Source organism: Affinundibacterium amnicola (assembly GCF_014284275.1).
GTDB classification, from domain to species: domain Bacteria; phylum Pseudomonadota; class Gammaproteobacteria; order Burkholderiales; family Burkholderiaceae_D; genus Undibacterium; species Undibacterium amnicola.
This window is the reverse complement of record NZ_JACOFU010000001.1, coordinates 757,661-772,973: the sequence shown is the minus strand read 5'-3', so window position 1 is coordinate 772,973 and position 15,313 is coordinate 757,661. Positions and strand designations below refer to the sequence as shown.

Genomic DNA, 15,313 nt, shown 5'->3' with positions numbered 1-15,313 from the left:
ATTTTATATTTATGTGCATAGAATAACCCGCATGCAAAGGATTGGCTATTCAGGCTAACATCCGAAACAACATCAAGGTCGTTTCATCTGACAAGAAGTCGGTTGTGCCGCCACGAAGGCATCGATTTTTTGTAAAGTCTGCCAACCCATGCCCGTGTTTTCCTGATCGAACTGAACATCTTTACCGTTCAACTTGACCCAATTAGACAGATACAAAGTTTGTTGAATTTGGTGGTCGCTCTTACGCATGCTGGCTGGATTGCCGAAGAAATCAATTTGCACATCTTCGAGCGCTAGCGCAACTTTGACCGGCTCTGTCGTGCCTGCTTTTTTTACAGCTTTGCTTAGGCTGGCGATCAAGGAATATGTAGAGACAGAAGACAGATCATCTTTGTATTTGTCTTTAAACCCTTTGGTGAGTTGCCCACCCAATACTGACGCATTATTCGGGTGCCAGTAGCCAATGAGTTTTACTTTGTCGATACCGGCCGGTCCCATGGCGGTTGGTACGCCAGTTGAGCTAGCGTAATAGGTATAGAAATTGGCGCTCAAGCCTGCTTCTTTCGCCGCTTTAATCAACAGCGCCAAGTCAGTACCCCAGTTGCCGGTAATGACGGAATCTGCACCTGATGCTTTAATCTTGCTAATGTAAGGCGCAAAATCTTTAACTGTCGCGAGCGGATGCAGGTCTTCACCGACGATCTGTATATCTGGCCGCTTACGTGCCAAGTAGGATTTCGCAGCACGTGCGACTTGTTGGCCGTGTGAATAATTTTGGCCGATTAGATAGATTTTTTTGATGCTTTTATCCGCCGCCATGAAGGTGCTGAGCGCCTCCATTTTCATGTCCGAATTGGCATCGAAACGAAAATGCCAAAAGCTACATTTGCTATTGGTCATATCGGGATCAATCGAGCCGTGATTCAGGTAAATAATCTCTTTGCCTGGATTGCGTTGATTATGTTTATTGATGGCGTCGATCAGCGCTAAGCCAACAGCTGAGCCGGTACCTTGCGCAACATACCGATAATCTTTGTCGATGATGGTTTTGAGCAGACTTAAACTTTCTTGCACGCCCGCTTTATTATCAAAGGCATCGAACACTAACTTATGTTCCCCCGCCCACTTTTCTGCATTCGCCCGTTCGGCGAGATAAGTGAACGAATTAAAGGTATTGTGTCCAACGGGGGCAAACGGCCCAGACATCGGGTCGATGACAGCGATTTTCAAGGTATCGGCATACGCCAAATTGCCAGTCGCCGTCAGGCTCAACATGAATGCGAAAAGAATTTTTTGCATAAGGCTCTCCATGAAGAAAACAAATGACACGAAGCGCGCACCTTAGTTTCCTTAAAGGTGCGCATTCTTATTACAGCATTAACGTGAACGCGCTTTCGACAAATTTGCAGGACGAGCGACGCGCTTTCCCGGCCCTACATCACGGTTGGCACCTGCGCCGGTATTGCGACTTGGGGCAACACCCGCTTTCGTACGCAAACTACCAACTTGAGGACGCGCACTGCCTTCCACAGCTGGTCGTCCCGGGCGTTGATCCGCACGATTGCTACGATCAGCAAGTGGACGTACGGGGGCTCGCACGGGTCCTTTCATACGAACGGTCTCAGTTTCACCTGATTCAATTTCAAACTTGGCGCTAACATCTTTACCTAATACACGTACCAAGTACGGCATCACTTCTCGTAAAGTTGCCTCTAAAGTCCATGGTGGATTGATGATAAACATGCCACTACTGTGCAAACCAAAACCATCAGGTGTTGGGCCACTAATACTCAAAGTCACGTTCAACCAACCGTTCGCTGGAATACGTTTCAAGCGCTCAGGCAATTGCTTGGATTCTATGCGCGATAAGACCGGATACCAGACCGCATAAGTGCCAGTTGGAAAACGCACTAAAGCATCTTCCAGACAAACTTTAACGCGGCGATAATCGTCTTTAACTTCATACGGCGGATCAATCAAAACCAGACCGCGACGCGATGGCGGCGGCAAGATTGCCTTCAAACCTTCAAAACCATCACCGGCATTAATCATAATGCGCTTGCCACGCACGGTTTGACGTTCGCCCTGCTCGGCTTTATGCGCTTCTAATTTGCGAAAATTTTCGCTGAGGATTTTGATTTCACTAGGATGTAATTCAAACAGACGTAAGCGGTCTTGCGAGCGCATCACTTCATTTGCGCAGTAAGGAGAGCCCGGGTAGTAACGCATCTTACCGCTGGGGTTCATACCCTTGACTAAATTCAGATACTCTTGCAAAGCGGCTGGTACATCATCTCTTTCCCACAATGGCCCGATACCCGTTTCGTATTCTGCGTTCTTCATCGCATAGCCGGTATCCAAAGAATACAAGCCAGCACCGGAATGCGTATCAACGTAAGTGTAAGCAGTATCTTTTTGGCCGAGATAATTCAGCAATTCGATTAAAACAAAGTGTTTGAGAACGTCAGCATGATTGCCAGCGTGAAAACCATGGCGATAGCTCAGCATAGTGGGGATTCCTGATTGATTGATGCTGACTCAAGCGAATTGAACCAGTCATGAAGATGTCGATAAGCCCGAATTTTACTCTGTTTGCAATATAAGCGCTTGATTTTGCGATGATTTCGATTCGCAAGACTAGTACAAATCTAGTCAGATTGACACATTCATCAAGTGTTTTTACCCAACTCGCTTACCAAAAATAATCAAGTCCCGTTCAACACCATCCAAATTGGCGACTCTTGGCATGTTGGCCCAGATTTCGAAGTTGAATGAGGCGAATAAATTCATACTGGCGACATTGTGTCCAAAAATAAAGCCTAGCAAGGTGTGAACTTGAATTTTAGGTGCAAAGGCGATGGCTTGTTCTAAAAAATAGCGCCCCAAACCCTGACGACGCGTAGATTCGTGCAGATAGATTGATAGCTCTGCAGTGCCTGAATACGCTGGGCGTCCATAAAAGTTAGAAAACGAAAGCCAACCAATAATCTCGCCTTGCGCCCCTTCGGCTACCCATAGTGGACGTTTTTCTGGTGAGTGTTCATGAAACCAATTTAAACGTGACTCGACCGAAATTTCTTCGGTATCGGCAGTGACCATGCGTGATGCAATGGTGGAGTTGTAGATGGCGACGATGGCATTGAGATCTTCTAAGCGGGCTAATCGATGAGTAAAAGCCGCAGCACTGGTGATGGTCATAATGAAATTGAGATAAAAAATAAAAAGCGCTGAACTTCGTTATTAAGTGTCAGCGCTTTGGCAATTAATTGAATAAGGTGGCAGCTTTATTTACAAAGTATGCGTCGCGCGTGAAGAACGTATCGTTGCGCCCAACACTTCTTCGACACGAGTTTTGACACGTATGCCACTTTCGTCTTGGGGAAAGTGTACGCCTATTCCTTGTGACTTATTATTGCCCGCACCCGCCGGAGTGACCCACGCGACCTTACCTGCAATAGGGTACTTACTAGGATCATCCAGTAAAGTCAAAATTACATAAATTTCTTCACCCAATTTATAGGTCTTGTTGGTAGGAACAAAAATACCACCATTTTTTAGAAATGGCATATAAGCAGAAAACAATGCAGACTTTTCTTTGATCGCCAGCGACAGCACTGAAGGCCGCGATGGTGAAGGCATATTTAACGGTACGCCGGGATCTTGTGGTAACTCAGCCATAATTTTTCCTGTTGATGTTGTTCGCGTCCTTGATAAAGAATCGCCTTTGACATCCAAAAATACTTAGATAAAAGCAGACGAATATTCTAACAGCATATCTTCTAAAAATAGTTTTCCTGATAAGGGATGACTCGCAATTGCCTGTCTATCTTGCACATTTTTGATTAAATGCAGCAATTTATCCACGCTTGTACGTCCTGCTAATCTGGCGATATCCGCATGATGCTTAGGATAATAGCGAATTAATCCAGTTTGCTTGTATGAGAAAACATCATACAACCAACGTTGCATCCAAGAGACGGTGCGTGGCATATCCATCTTTTGCATTTTATCAGCGGTTTTTAAACTGACTTCAATATCTGGTTTTGCCAGCATCGCTAACAATTCACCGAGTTCTTTCACATCATCCGACTGTGCCATTTCCAATGCCAATAGTGGCGCACCACCTTGCTGCGCCAACCAAATTTCTGCGTCTTTTACGCCTTGCGTTTTGAGCCATGCCAAGGCTTGTTCTTTACTTGGCATACTCAGCGCAATTTTATGGCAGCGCGACAAAATTGTCGGCAGTAATCGATCAATTTTATGCGAGACTAAAATGAACACCGTATTCGGATTTGGTTCTTCCAGTGATTTCAAAAGTGCATTCGCAGCAGGAACATTCAGAGCTTCTGCCGGATACATCACCACTACGCGTGTACCTTGCCTATGCGTAGAAATATTCATGAAATTAGCTAAAGCACGAACTTGGTCAATTACAATTTCTTTTGATGGAGCTTTACTTGATTTAGCTGATTTCTTTTCTGGCTCTTCACCACCCTCGCTGGCTTCCGCATCCGCCGCAGCCTCTTCTTCATCCAATAAGCCGGATCGTACCCGACGATAATCTGGGTGACTGTATTGGTCAAACCAATTGCAAGATAAGCAGTGTCCGCAGGCATGTCCAGCTTCGGCTGGCGATTCGCACAATAATGATTTTGCTAAATGTTCAGCAAATTGCGCTTTGCCTATACCTTCTGATCCATATAACAAAAAAGCATGCGGCATGCGCTCACGCATCGCCATGATTTGCTGCCAACTGTCTTGCTGCCAATCGAATAAAGTGTTGCTCATTGTTTGATTTTTTTGACCTATGCGATAGTGGTACTTGCGTTTGCAACTTTAACGCAGAGCGCGTCAATGATTTCCGATAATTCTTCTTGTATTGCCTCAATACTGCGGGTCGAATCGATTACTTTAAAACGCTGCGGAAATTCAGCAACTCTTCTTAAATATTCATTGCGTGTATCGTTGAAAAAATCGCTTTGTTCTTGCTCAAACTTATCCAAAGTACGGGTCGCATCTAAACGCGCCCTGGCAACTTCAATTGGCACATCAAATAGCAATGTTAAATCTGGCTGCAAATGTGGATGTACCCATTGTTCTAATGTGTTCAATTTGTGTAAGTCTAGTTTGCGACCGCCACCTTGATACGCAAATGTCGCGTCAGTAAAACGATCTGATATGACCCAAGTGCCAGCATCAAGTGCTGGTTGTATTACTTGCGCGATATGCTCACGACGTGAGGCAAACATCAATAGTGCTTCTGTTTCTAAGTGCATTTTTTCTTTTAATAGCAAAGCGCGCAAAGCTTCGCCCAAGGGTGTGCCACCTGGTTCTCTAGTCGTAACAACTTGAATTCCGCGCTGGTTCAAAGCCTCTTGAACAAATCTGATATGGGTTGATTTACCAGCCCCATCTATGCCTTCGAAGCTGATGAATTGTCCAGCCTGTTGTCCTTTATTCGTCATACTTGATTCTCGTTTTTATTTTAGCGTTGGTATTTATTGACGGCTTTATTATGCTCATTCAAATTTTCAGAAAATTGACTTGTGCCATTGCCGCGTGCGACAAAATAATAAGCATTGCTGGGTTCAGGATTGACAGCTGCTTTCAATGCACCAAGGCCAGGCAAAGCAATCGGCGTGGGCGGCAATCCAGCACGGGTGTAAGTATTGTACGGCGTATCCGTGGTCAAATCGCGCTTACGTATATTTCCCTGAAACTGATCGCCCATGCCGTAGATCACGGTTGGGTCGGTTTGCAGTAGCATGCCTGAACGTAAGCGATTGACGAAAACACTGGCGATCATGCCACGCTCAGATGCTTGTCCAGTTTCTTTCTCAATAATCGAAGCCATCACTAAAACTTGATACGGCTCTTTGTAAGGTAAATTAGGAGCGCGATTTTTCCAAACTTCATCGAGACGATTTAACATCGCCTGATGCGCTTGTTGGTAAACTTGAATGTCACTGCTATTCTTGGCAAATAAATAGGTGTCGGGAAAAAACAAGCCTTCGGGGTGGTGGTATTTACTGCCAATCTTGATAAGGAGATCGCGGTCAGATAAACCGGTGGTATCGTGTCTGATAGCTGGATGTGCATCAATGGCGTTACGCATTTGCTTAAAACTCCAGCCTTCGATGATGCTTAAATTAGTTAAACTAAATTTGCCTTCCACAATTTTTTTGAGCAATTGTTGCGGTGTTTCTTGCGTTTGCAGTTCAAATGAACCTGCCTTTAAGCTGGCAGCTTTACCAGTAATACGTGCTAAAGCTTCAAATAAATAAGGGTGAATTGGAATGCCTGCATCAACCAACTGCCGTGAGGCTCCGCGTATATTGCTGCCGGATTTAATGGTGAATTCGACCGCTTTGTCATTACTAAGTGGCGTTTCGATCCAGCGCATAAACATCCAAGCGCTGGCTCCAGCGATTAGCAAGACCAGTAAAGTACAAAAAACAAAGAATTTTTTCAAAGAAGCCATGTGAACACTAATCTCATTTTGCTGCGATAATCATAAAAATCGCTGTCATTGTAAATGGGAACATTCTGCATTGACATAAAAACTGGAAAAATCAGCACAACATAAGCACAATATGAGCACAACACAGCAATTATTTGAATCCGCCAATCACTTCAACGCGTCCAATATGCGCCCCGAACAGCTGGCAAATGGCTATATTTGCCAACTACAAGATCAAAGTTTGATGCAAGCCAATGGCGATGATGCCGCCAGTTTTTTGCACAATCAACTCAGTAATGACCTTGAACATTTGAACCAGACACAAGCACGTTACGCGGCCTACTGCACACCTAAGGGACGCATGTTAGCGAGTTTTTTGTATTGGAAAACAGATAGCAATATTGTTTTGCAATGCTCGTCTAGCTTGCAGCCCGCTTTACAAAAACGTTTGCAAATGTTCGTAATGCGCTCCAAAGTCAAACTCGAAGATATCAGCGAACAATTCGCGATTCTTGGACTTGGCGGCAAAGCCGCAGAAGTTTTCTTATTGAGCCAATTTACAGAATTGCCTAGCGCGATTAATGACAAAGTCAGTGGCGATATGGGCAGCGTGATTCGCGTGCAAGATGCATTTGACTCACCGCGCTATCAATGGGTCATCAGTCATGAGAAATTGGCGGCAATCTCCACGCAAATCAGCACAGAATTACAAAAAGTTGATGCCAGCATTTGGCGCTTAGGAAATATCTATGCCGGCTTGCCGCAAGTTGTCGAGCAAAGCAAAGAAAAATTTGTACCGCAGATGATTAATTTCGAATTAATCGGTGGAGTAAATTTTAGAAAAGGCTGTTACCCGGGACAAGAAATCGTCGCCCGCAGTCAGTATCTCGGCAAACTCAAACGACGGATGGCGATAGCTTTAGTGAGGGCAGAAGCGGTCAATGTGGCAATGGAAGTTTTTTCCGATAATGACCCAATCCAGCCTTGTGGCATGATCGTTAGTGCGGAGCGCAATTTTGATAATCATTTTGCCTGTTTGGTAGAAATTAAACTGCTTGATCAAGAACAAGGCAAAGTGCATTTAGGTCTTAGCGATGGGCCTGTTTTGGAATTTTTACCCCTGCCGTATGCATATCTCGATGTCACTGAATAGGTGGAAAAATGGACTGCTATATTTACTACAAAGCGAAAGTGGAAAATGCCAGACAAATACAAGTCTGCGCCAATCGATTGCAACACTATGTGGTTGAAAATCTGTGGGCGAGCAGTGATTTTGCAATGATAGCGCCTCAATTGCAGCGCCGTCCGGAAGCATTAGATGGCGTTTACACTTGGATGGAAGTCTATAAAAATGTGCCCGCACAATTCGAGCAGATAGTCAGAGATGCGGCGATTGCTTCTGGCATTCTTGAACTTGTCATTGGTGAACGAAGATTAGAATATTTTATTGATGCTGAAGCGTGATTGAATTTGACGTATTCAATTCAGTCATATTTCAGCATCAACAAACAAAAAGAGAATGCCGCATAAACGACAATCTCTTTTTTGTTTGTTAACTTAGCCTAGCCTACGCTTCGCCGACTTCACGCTCGCCATAGGCTAAGCTAATTTAATTTAAATTAACTCAGCTCTTCCAAACGCAGCTTAGTTACCTTACCCGTCACAGAAGCCAAAGCCTCGATTCTTGCAATCGCAGCGTCGACATTTTTCTCTTGCGTTTGATGTGTCAGCATAATGATGTCAGTACGTGACTCACCTTCTGCTGGCTCTTTTTGCAGCATGGCATCGATAGAAATTGAAAACTCAGCCAATATCTTTGTGACGTCAGCCAATACGCCCGGCTTGTCTTCCACACGCATACGCAAGTAATAGCTGGTAAATACCTCAGAAATTGGCAGGACTTTCAAATCGCTTAACGCATTAGGCTGGAATGCCAGATAAGGAACGCGATGTTCAGGATCTGCAGTTGCCAAACGCGTGATATCGACGACATCCGCAATCACTGAAGACGCCGTTGGCTCTGAACCTGCGCCTTTACCGTAATACAAAGTCGCGCCAACTGCATCGCCTTGCACCAAGACTGCATTCATTGCACCTTCCACATTGGCGATCAGGCGTTTTTCTGGAATCAGGGTTGGATGTACACGCAGCTCTATACCTGCCTCGCTACGCTTGCTGATACCCAAGAGTTTGATGCGATAACCAAGTTGTTCTGCGTATTCGATATCGGTCGCTTCTAATTTGGTGATGCCTTCGATGTAGGCTTTATCGAATTGGGTTGGAATACCAAATGCAATGGACGCCATGATGGTCAGTTTGTGTGCTGCATCGATACCTTCGATATCAAAAGTCGGATCAGCTTCGGCGTAACCGAGCGCCTGTGCTTGTTTCAAAACCGTAGCAAAGTCCAAGCCCTTATCACGCATTTCGGACAAAATGAAATTCGTGGTTCCATTGATGATGCCGGCAATCCATTGAATGCGATTCGCAGTTAAGCCTTCACGCAAAGCTTTGATGATAGGAATGCCGCCAGCGACAGCCGCTTCAAATGCAACCATCACGCCTTTATCTTGGGCGGCTTTAAAGACTTCGTTGCCATGTTTAGCGATTAAGGCTTTATTTGCAGTGACGACATGTTTGCCATTCGCAATTGCCTTTAGTACCAAATCTTTCGCAATATCATTTCCACCAATCAGCTCAACGACGATATCAATATCAGGATGATTCACGACTAGATTACCATCGGTGACGATTTCCACTTCACCTTTAACGATTTCTTGTGCACGTTCAACATTGCGGACTGCCACCATCGTAATTTCAATCGCACGACCAGCACGGCGCATAATTTCTTCTTGATTGCGCTTGAGAACATTGAAGGTGCCGGAGCCGACTGTGCCTAATCCTAATAGGCCTACTTTGATGGGTTTCATATATGCTTAAATTAATTTAAAAAAGATTGATTATAAGTTATTCACTCGTCTTTTTAACTGCAAATTCGCCAGTTCCATGGCGACGGCGATAGCCTTCCAAGAAACTCGCTATGCGAGCAACTGCGTCTGTTAAATCATCAGTATTGGGCAAGAACACTACGCGGAAATGATCCGGTGCGATCCAGTTAAAACCAGTGCCCTGCACCAATAAAACACGTTGTTCAACTAAGAGTTCTTGAATGAACGCCTGATCATCCTTTATTGGATAAATAGTGGGATCAAGTTTGGGGAACATATACAGCGCCGCTTTTGGCTTGACGCATGTAACGCCGGGAATTGCAGTTAATAGTTTGTGCGCAAGATCGCGCTGTTTCAATAGTCGTCCACCTGGGCCGACTAGATCTTTAATGCTTTGATAGCCGCCTAAAGCGGTCTGAATCGCAAATTGTCCTGGTGCATTCGAGCACAAACGCATCGATGCCAACATATTCAGGCCTTCAATATAATCCTTCGCATGTCGTTTCTCGCCAGATATCACCATCCATCCTGCGCGATAACCGCAAGACCGATAATTCTTTGAAAGCCCATTGAGCGTTAAAAATAATACGTCATCTGCTAGGGATGCGATCGACACATGTTCTACGTCGTCATACAAAGTTTTGTCATAAATCTCATCCGCGAATACGATCAACTGATTTTCACGCGCAACATCAACGATTTTTTGCAGAATTTCAACTGGGTACAAAGCACCCGTTGGATTATTGGGATTGATAACAACAATCGCTTTAGTATTGGGTGTAATTTTGCGCTTGATGTCTTCGATATCGGGCATCCAGTCAGCACTTTCATCACAGATGTAGTGCACGGGTTTGCCGCCAGAAAGACTGACTGCCGCCGTCCATAAAGGATAGTCTGGCGCAGGCACTAACACTTCATCGCCTGCATTCAATAGCGCATTCATACCCATCACAATCAATTCGGAAGCGCCATTGCCAATGTAAATATCATCCATCGTCACGCCACGAATTTTCTTTTCTTGGGTGTAGTGCATAATGGATTTACGTGGGGCAAACATCCCTTTTGAATCTGTATAGCCCGCGGCACTTTGCATGTTCAAAATCATATCCTGGACGATTTCGTCCGGTGGGCCAAAATTAAACACGGCTAAGTTACCGATATTTAACTTGATGATTTTCTGACCTTCTTCTTCCATCTGCTTGGCCTTTTCCATGACGGGGCCGCGGATGTCATAACAAACGTCTGCAAGTTTTTGGGATTTTTGGATGGGGCGCACGAGACTGCTTTCAAAAAGTGAATTAAAAATGCTGCACTGCCGAATGAACCATTCTGCCCAAAGCGCCTGATTTTATCAATGTGTTTTACCAAATTATTTAAGGGTATTTGTATTCAGACTGTATTTTCCTCTTGGCTTTTTTAAATTCAGCACAATTTAATAGATTAAATGTGTTAAATCTCCGCAGGAAATCAGCATCTATCAGCATCCCTAGTAATTGTTTTGTACCAAACAGTCAGATATTGCGAGTAATGTATGATCTAGACTTATGCTTATGCATTTTCAAACACTTTGAACTTTTCTTGAAAAGAATCCATGCTAAAAAGCCTTCTCCTTTCTTTCCAAAATCCAACAAATCCAGAATCTAATCCACTGCCGCAGTTGATGGATTTATTTGATGCGTTGAGGCCACATACGACTGGTGGCGATTCACAGTTACCTGCATTACTAAGTTTGCTCCAAGAAGAGCCGCATTTAGCAACTGGCTTACGTGTTGGTTTGTTGCAGTTGTTTTCGAATCGACATGCCGTCTTACTGTTGGCGACTTCAGGTATTTATCCGGCAACTAGTGTGCTCTCTGAAACCATGCGGCGGATTTCTCACAAGCTATTGCCGGAAGTTGATGATGTTTCTCAGCTCAAAGATGCGTTACGCGAAATTCTCAAGCCTAGCGATGCAGAATGGTTGGCAGCAAGTAAACCGGAAGATTGGCAATCCTTAATTCGCTTGCTTGGGTTTGATAATAGTCAAACCAATTCAGGTGGGACAGCCATGCTTGCGGATGTGGTTGAGGCTTTGCGTGTGGTGGCGCATCGTATTGCTGCCGCCGGATTGGAATCCGAAATGCTGCGTTTAGATCCCAGCCTGGAAAATCATGTTTCACCTTTTTTGGGCGTGTGTGAAGAAGCGCTCGATTTAACCAAAGCGATAGAAGCTAGTTTGCTGAGGCTAAACACGGTTAGATCGGTCGATTATTCAGGGAATGATCATCAGGTGATCGACACTGACACTTCTCACCTCGATGTATTGGTCGCACAAGCTCGCAGCACAATAGACCGGATTCGCAAACGTGCTCAGCAGCAGGGAGCGAGTTTTTATTTGACCTTTCATTTAAGACGACTGCAACAGCACTTAGATAGACTCGTTAGCTTAAGCGCCCTGCTTTCTAGTTATGCACAGAATGATCAAAAAAATTGTGTGATTCATATTGCCGGTTTATGGCAAGAGCTGGCAATTGCCGAATGTTGTCAAAATAATGTGCGCCAGTTTTGGCGACAAAATGCAGAACTTGTCGCCTTGCGGGTGACAGAAAATGCTGGACGTAGCGGCGAGCATTACATTACCGAGACTCGCAGCGATTATTTTACGATGCTGAGAGCTGCGGCTGGAGGTGGTTGTGCTGTTGCATTGGTTGCAGCGATAAAAATTAATATTGGTATGCGTGGTTTAGCGCCATTGGCGGAAGTGCTAGCGAATTGTATTAACTATGGTTTAGGTTTTGTGCTGATTCATTTATTGCATTTTTCAGTTGCCACCAAACAGCCTGCAATGACCGCCAATGCAATCGCCGCTGCAATCGGCGAGATCCAGGGTAATCCACGTGAACGCCAGCGCGATCTTGAGCCTTTAGTCAGTTTGGTTGCTCGCACCATGCGAACGCAGCTAGCGGCGATCATTGGCAATATTGGACTAGCAATTCCAGTCGCTTTATTGATTGCATATCTGGTGCACTATCTGAGTGGTGCACATTTTTTAACACCAGAAAAAGCCAAACATCTGCTGCACGATATTGATATTTTGAGCGCAGGTACCCTAATTTTTGCTGGCGTTGCCGGTGTCTGTTTATTTTTAGCCGGGTTGATCGCTGGTTACTACGATAATCTTTGTAGCTACAGCCGGATTCCCGAACGACTAAACCAATTGAAATGGGCACAGAAATTATTCGGCGCGGCCCGCTGGCAACGCGTCAGTGAATATATTCGCGATAATCTCGGTGTACTGGCAGGTAATTTCTTCTTAGGCTTCTTATTAGGTGGTGCCGCCGGTCTTGGTGCGCTGCTTGGTTTGCCGCTTGATGTGCGACACACGACTTTGTCTTCTGCAATGTGGGGTTACTCTTTGTTTGCCTTGGACTTTAAGTTGCCGTGGCAATTGATTTTAACGACGGCGATAGGCTTTTTAGGCATAGGCATCGTGAATCTGGGTGTCAGTTTTTATCTGGCATTGTCCGTTGCTTTACGTGCCCGAGGTGTTGATTTTACCCAGCGATTAGCATTGCTCAGAGCGATAGGTCGTAGGTTTAAATCGAATCCTCGCGAATTTTTACTTCCCCCAAGAAATGTAAATTAAGGTTAAATCACAATAATCATATTAATAAAACAACTCAAAAGACGCTCAAAAGATGGACAATTATTTGCGTCTTTAGTTATTTAGCGATAAATCATCGCACCCCTTTGATGCGTAGCGATAAAACGCTACAATGCGCCAGTTTTTTTCGGTCAGCGCCTCTTCAGAGCGCAAATTACAATTATTTTAAAAAATCATGAAGCTGCACTCCACAAATACCCAACAGTATCAAACCGTAACCGCCTACGATGACAAAGGCGTCGAGTTTAATTTGCTTCGCTTTGAGCATAGTTTGATTGTGCTACCTGAGATGCCGCCAGTAAATTGGGATGTCGCGAGTTTCGATGCTTTAGCGCCAGCACACTTTGAACAAATTGCTTCGATGGCGCCAGATGTTGTGATTCTGGGTACGGGCAAGAAACAAAAATTTATTCATCCAAAATTGATTGCCGCACTAAGCGCACAGCACAAAGGCGTTGAATGCATGGACAATCAGGCTGCTTGCCGCACCTATAACATCCTGATGACCGAAGGTCGCAAGGTCGCATTAGCGTTGATTTTGGAACCAGCATGAATCAGCCACTGATGAAATCACCGTATGATTCACCACGCACTCTGTGGGCGATTTTATTTGGCTTTTTAGTCGTGTGGTTCTATATGCTAGGTGCACGTACTCTAGTGCCAACCGACGAAGGCCGTTACGCTGAAATGGCACGTGAAATGGCGGCGACAGGTGATTGGATTACGCTACGCTTAAACGGCATTAAATATTTTGAAAAGCCGCCCTTACAAAATTGGATGAACGCACTCACCTTCAGCCTGTTTGGTTTGGGTGACTGGCAGGCAAGATTATGGACCGGCCTGTGCGGTTTAATCGGCATCGCAGCAGCTAGTTATACCGCACTAAAATTGTATGGTCGTCGTGTCGCGATTAATACAGCTTGTGTTTTAGGTGCGAGTTTTTATTGGGCAGCGATGGGACATATCAATTCTTTAGATATGGGCTTATCGAGCATGATGACCCTGGCTCTGTGTGGTTTGTTGTTGGCGCAACGAGATGGTGCCAGCGCAAACGAACAGCGTAACGGTATGCTGTTATGCTGGGCAGGCATGGCATTAGCGACCATGTCCAAAGGTTTAATTGGCTTTGTTTTACCTGGCGCCGTATTGGTTTTGTACACCATCTGGTCTCGTGATCTAGGCTTGTGGTTGCGCTTACACATGGGCAAAGGTTTGCTGCTGTTTTTTGCCATCACCGCGCCATGGTTTATTTTGGTGTGGCAGGCCAATCCTGAACATCCACACTTTTTCTTTATTCACGAACATTTTCAACGTTTTACTAGCACCGTTCATAAACGAGATGGCGCTTGGTACTACTTCGTCCCATTATTGTTGATCGGTATCTTGCCTTGGCTTGGCTTGTTAATACAAAGCTTAATCACCAGTTTACGTAAAGAAAATACGCGATTTCAAGTGAAAAAAATGCTCTTCATCTGGGTCACATTTATTTTCTTTTTCTTTAGCATTTCTGGCTCTAAATTACCGTCCTATATTTTGCCGATTTTCCCCGCGTTAGCGATTTTAATCGCCTGCCAACTAGAACAAATTTCGACATTCAGCTTGCGCTTAAATGCAGCACTGATGTTGACAATAGGCGCGGTATCGTTAGCGCTTACACCAAAAATTGCTGGCATGGCAAAACATGCTTATGAAATTCCCTTCTATGCAGCCATGGTGCCATGGGCTTATGTCGCTGCGGGACTGGCGTTTATTGGAGGCTTAAGCGCTTTGGCGTTTGCCAAACGTAACAAAGATTTGTCCGTCATCGCCTTGGCTTGCTGCACATTTCTCGCTGGACAAGCGCTGTTCTTAGGACATGATACTTGGGGTAAATACAATGCAGGCGTCTATCATCTTGATGCGATTAAAGCTGAGCTAAAGTCAGAGACTCCGATTTTTTCTGTGGGTCGCTACGAGCAAGCTTTACCATTCTATTTGCAACGTACCACCATCTTGGTCGAGCATCCTGATGAGATGCAATTTGGTGTTGGTATTGAGCCAGCATTATGGATTCCAAAGCAAACAGATTTTGTGTTGAAATGGCGAGACATGCATGCAAAAGGACAAAATGCGGTGGCGTTTGTACGCCAAGAGATTTATGACGATTTACAAAAACAAGCAATGCCAATGCGAGTGATTGGACATGATCCTAAACGCGTCATTATTGCGATGCCCCGATAATTCAATTTGCTACTTTTGAATATCACGCCAGTTTTGGTTTTT

The 15,313-nt window shown here is 44.8% G+C and carries 13 protein-coding genes and 1 pseudogene; 5 read left to right on the top strand and 9 right to left on the bottom strand.

The annotated features are described in order from the left end of the window. Positions 1-72: 72 nt before the first annotated feature. The 7 genes and pseudogenes from H8K33_RS03485 to mltG form a co-directional block, all read right to left on the bottom strand. Complete coding sequence (locus tag H8K33_RS03485; RefSeq protein WP_246443256.1) at positions 73-1,299, bottom strand: branched-chain amino acid ABC transporter substrate-binding protein; 1,227 nt, start codon at positions 1,297-1,299, stop codon at positions 73-75. Between the two features lie 327 nt (positions 1,300-1,626). Then, positions 1,627-2,508: pseudogene (locus H8K33_RS03480) on the bottom strand (23S rRNA (adenine(2030)-N(6))-methyltransferase RlmJ); the annotation flags it as partial. A gap of 171 nt (positions 2,509-2,679) precedes the next feature. Next, entirely contained in the window at positions 2,680-3,198 is a 519-nt protein-coding gene (locus H8K33_RS03475; protein ID WP_186889560.1) for a GNAT family N-acetyltransferase, read from the bottom strand. A gap of 90 nt (positions 3,199-3,288) precedes the next feature. Beyond that, positions 3,289-3,678, bottom strand: coding sequence for a PilZ domain-containing protein (locus tag H8K33_RS03470; RefSeq protein ID WP_246443253.1), 390 nt, complete (start codon positions 3,676-3,678; stop codon positions 3,289-3,291). 63 nt (positions 3,679-3,741) lie between these two features. Further along, positions 3,742-4,788 carry a DNA polymerase III subunit delta' gene (gene holB / locus H8K33_RS03465; RefSeq protein ID WP_186889559.1) on the bottom strand — a complete coding sequence of 349 codons (1,047 nt, stop codon included), beginning with the start codon at positions 4,786-4,788 and terminating at the stop codon, positions 3,742-3,744. Between the two features lie 17 nt (positions 4,789-4,805). After that, positions 4,806-5,465, bottom strand: a complete 660-nt coding sequence (gene tmk / locus H8K33_RS03460; RefSeq protein WP_186889558.1) for a dTMP kinase — start codon at positions 5,463-5,465, stop codon at positions 4,806-4,808. A gap of 20 nt (positions 5,466-5,485) precedes the next feature. After that, a complete protein-coding gene (gene mltG, locus H8K33_RS03455) occupies positions 5,486-6,481 on the bottom strand; it encodes an endolytic transglycosylase MltG (RefSeq protein WP_186889557.1) in 996 nt (331 codons plus the stop codon). A gap of 112 nt (positions 6,482-6,593) precedes the next feature. Between mltG and ygfZ the strand changes: the two genes are divergently transcribed. Beyond that, positions 6,594-7,613, top strand: coding sequence for a CAF17-like 4Fe-4S cluster assembly/insertion protein YgfZ (gene ygfZ, locus H8K33_RS03450; protein WP_186889556.1), 1,020 nt, complete (start codon positions 6,594-6,596; stop codon positions 7,611-7,613). An 8-nt stretch (positions 7,614-7,621) separates the two neighbouring features. Continuing rightward, complete coding sequence (locus H8K33_RS03445; protein ID WP_186889555.1) at positions 7,622-7,924, top strand: DUF4936 family protein; 303 nt, start codon at positions 7,622-7,624, stop codon at positions 7,922-7,924. Positions 7,925-8,079: 155 nt separating this feature from the next. Here the strand turns inward: H8K33_RS03445 and H8K33_RS03440 are convergent, their stop codons facing one another. Together H8K33_RS03440 and H8K33_RS03435 are read right to left on the bottom strand one after the other, a co-directional pair. Next, a complete protein-coding gene (locus tag H8K33_RS03440; RefSeq protein WP_186889554.1) occupies positions 8,080-9,390 on the bottom strand; it encodes a homoserine dehydrogenase in 1,311 nt (436 codons plus the stop codon). Between the two features lie 37 nt (positions 9,391-9,427). Beyond that, on the bottom strand, positions 9,428-10,684 hold the full coding sequence (locus H8K33_RS03435; RefSeq protein ID WP_186889553.1) for an aminotransferase class I/II-fold pyridoxal phosphate-dependent enzyme: 1,257 nt from the start codon (positions 10,682-10,684) through the stop codon (positions 9,428-9,430). A gap of 315 nt (positions 10,685-10,999) precedes the next feature. Between H8K33_RS03435 and H8K33_RS03430 the strand changes: the two genes are divergently transcribed. The 3 genes from H8K33_RS03430 (at position 11,000) to H8K33_RS03420 (ending at position 15,271) form a co-directional block, all read left to right on the top strand. Next, positions 11,000-13,033 carry a preprotein translocase subunit TatB gene (locus H8K33_RS03430; RefSeq protein ID WP_186889552.1) on the top strand — a complete coding sequence of 678 codons (2,034 nt, stop codon included), beginning with the start codon at positions 11,000-11,002 and terminating at the stop codon, positions 13,031-13,033. 193 nt (positions 13,034-13,226) lie between these two features. Further along, complete coding sequence (locus H8K33_RS03425) at positions 13,227-13,604, top strand: Mth938-like domain-containing protein (protein ID WP_186889551.1); 378 nt, start codon at positions 13,227-13,229, stop codon at positions 13,602-13,604. Then, positions 13,601-15,271, top strand: a complete 1,671-nt coding sequence (locus H8K33_RS03420; RefSeq protein ID WP_246443251.1) for a glycosyltransferase family 39 protein — start codon at positions 13,601-13,603, stop codon at positions 15,269-15,271. Before H8K33_RS03425 ends, H8K33_RS03420 begins: the two co-directional genes overlap by 4 nt. Positions 15,272-15,313: the final 42 nt, after the last annotated feature.

Coding starts and splice junctions, on each gene's coding strand:
- H8K33_RS03485 (WP_246443256.1), bottom strand. CDS start 1,299: ATGCAAAAAATTCTTTTCGCATTCATGTTGAGCCTGACGGCGACTGGC.
- H8K33_RS03475 (WP_186889560.1), bottom strand. CDS start 3,198: ATGACCATCACCAGTGCTGCGGCTTTTACTCATCGATTAGCCCGCTTA.
- H8K33_RS03470 (WP_246443253.1), bottom strand. CDS start 3,678: ATGGCTGAGTTACCACAAGATCCCGGCGTACCGTTAAATATGCCTTCA.
- holB (WP_186889559.1), bottom strand. CDS start 4,788: ATGAGCAACACTTTATTCGATTGGCAGCAAGACAGTTGGCAGCAAATC.
- tmk (WP_186889558.1), bottom strand. CDS start 5,465: ATGACGAATAAAGGACAACAGGCTGGACAATTCATCAGCTTCGAAGGC.
- mltG (WP_186889557.1), bottom strand. CDS start 6,481: ATGGCTTCTTTGAAAAAATTCTTTGTTTTTTGTACTTTACTGGTCTTG.
- ygfZ (WP_186889556.1), top strand. CDS start 6,594: ATGAGCACAACACAGCAATTATTTGAATCCGCCAATCACTTCAACGCG.
- H8K33_RS03445 (WP_186889555.1), top strand. CDS start 7,622: ATGGACTGCTATATTTACTACAAAGCGAAAGTGGAAAATGCCAGACAA.
- H8K33_RS03440 (WP_186889554.1), bottom strand. CDS start 9,390: ATGAAACCCATCAAAGTAGGCCTATTAGGATTAGGCACAGTCGGCTCC.
- H8K33_RS03430 (WP_186889552.1), top strand. CDS start 11,000: ATGCTAAAAAGCCTTCTCCTTTCTTTCCAAAATCCAACAAATCCAGAA.
- H8K33_RS03425 (WP_186889551.1), top strand. CDS start 13,227: ATGAAGCTGCACTCCACAAATACCCAACAGTATCAAACCGTAACCGCC.
- H8K33_RS03420 (WP_246443251.1), top strand. CDS start 13,601: ATGAATCAGCCACTGATGAAATCACCGTATGATTCACCACGCACTCTG.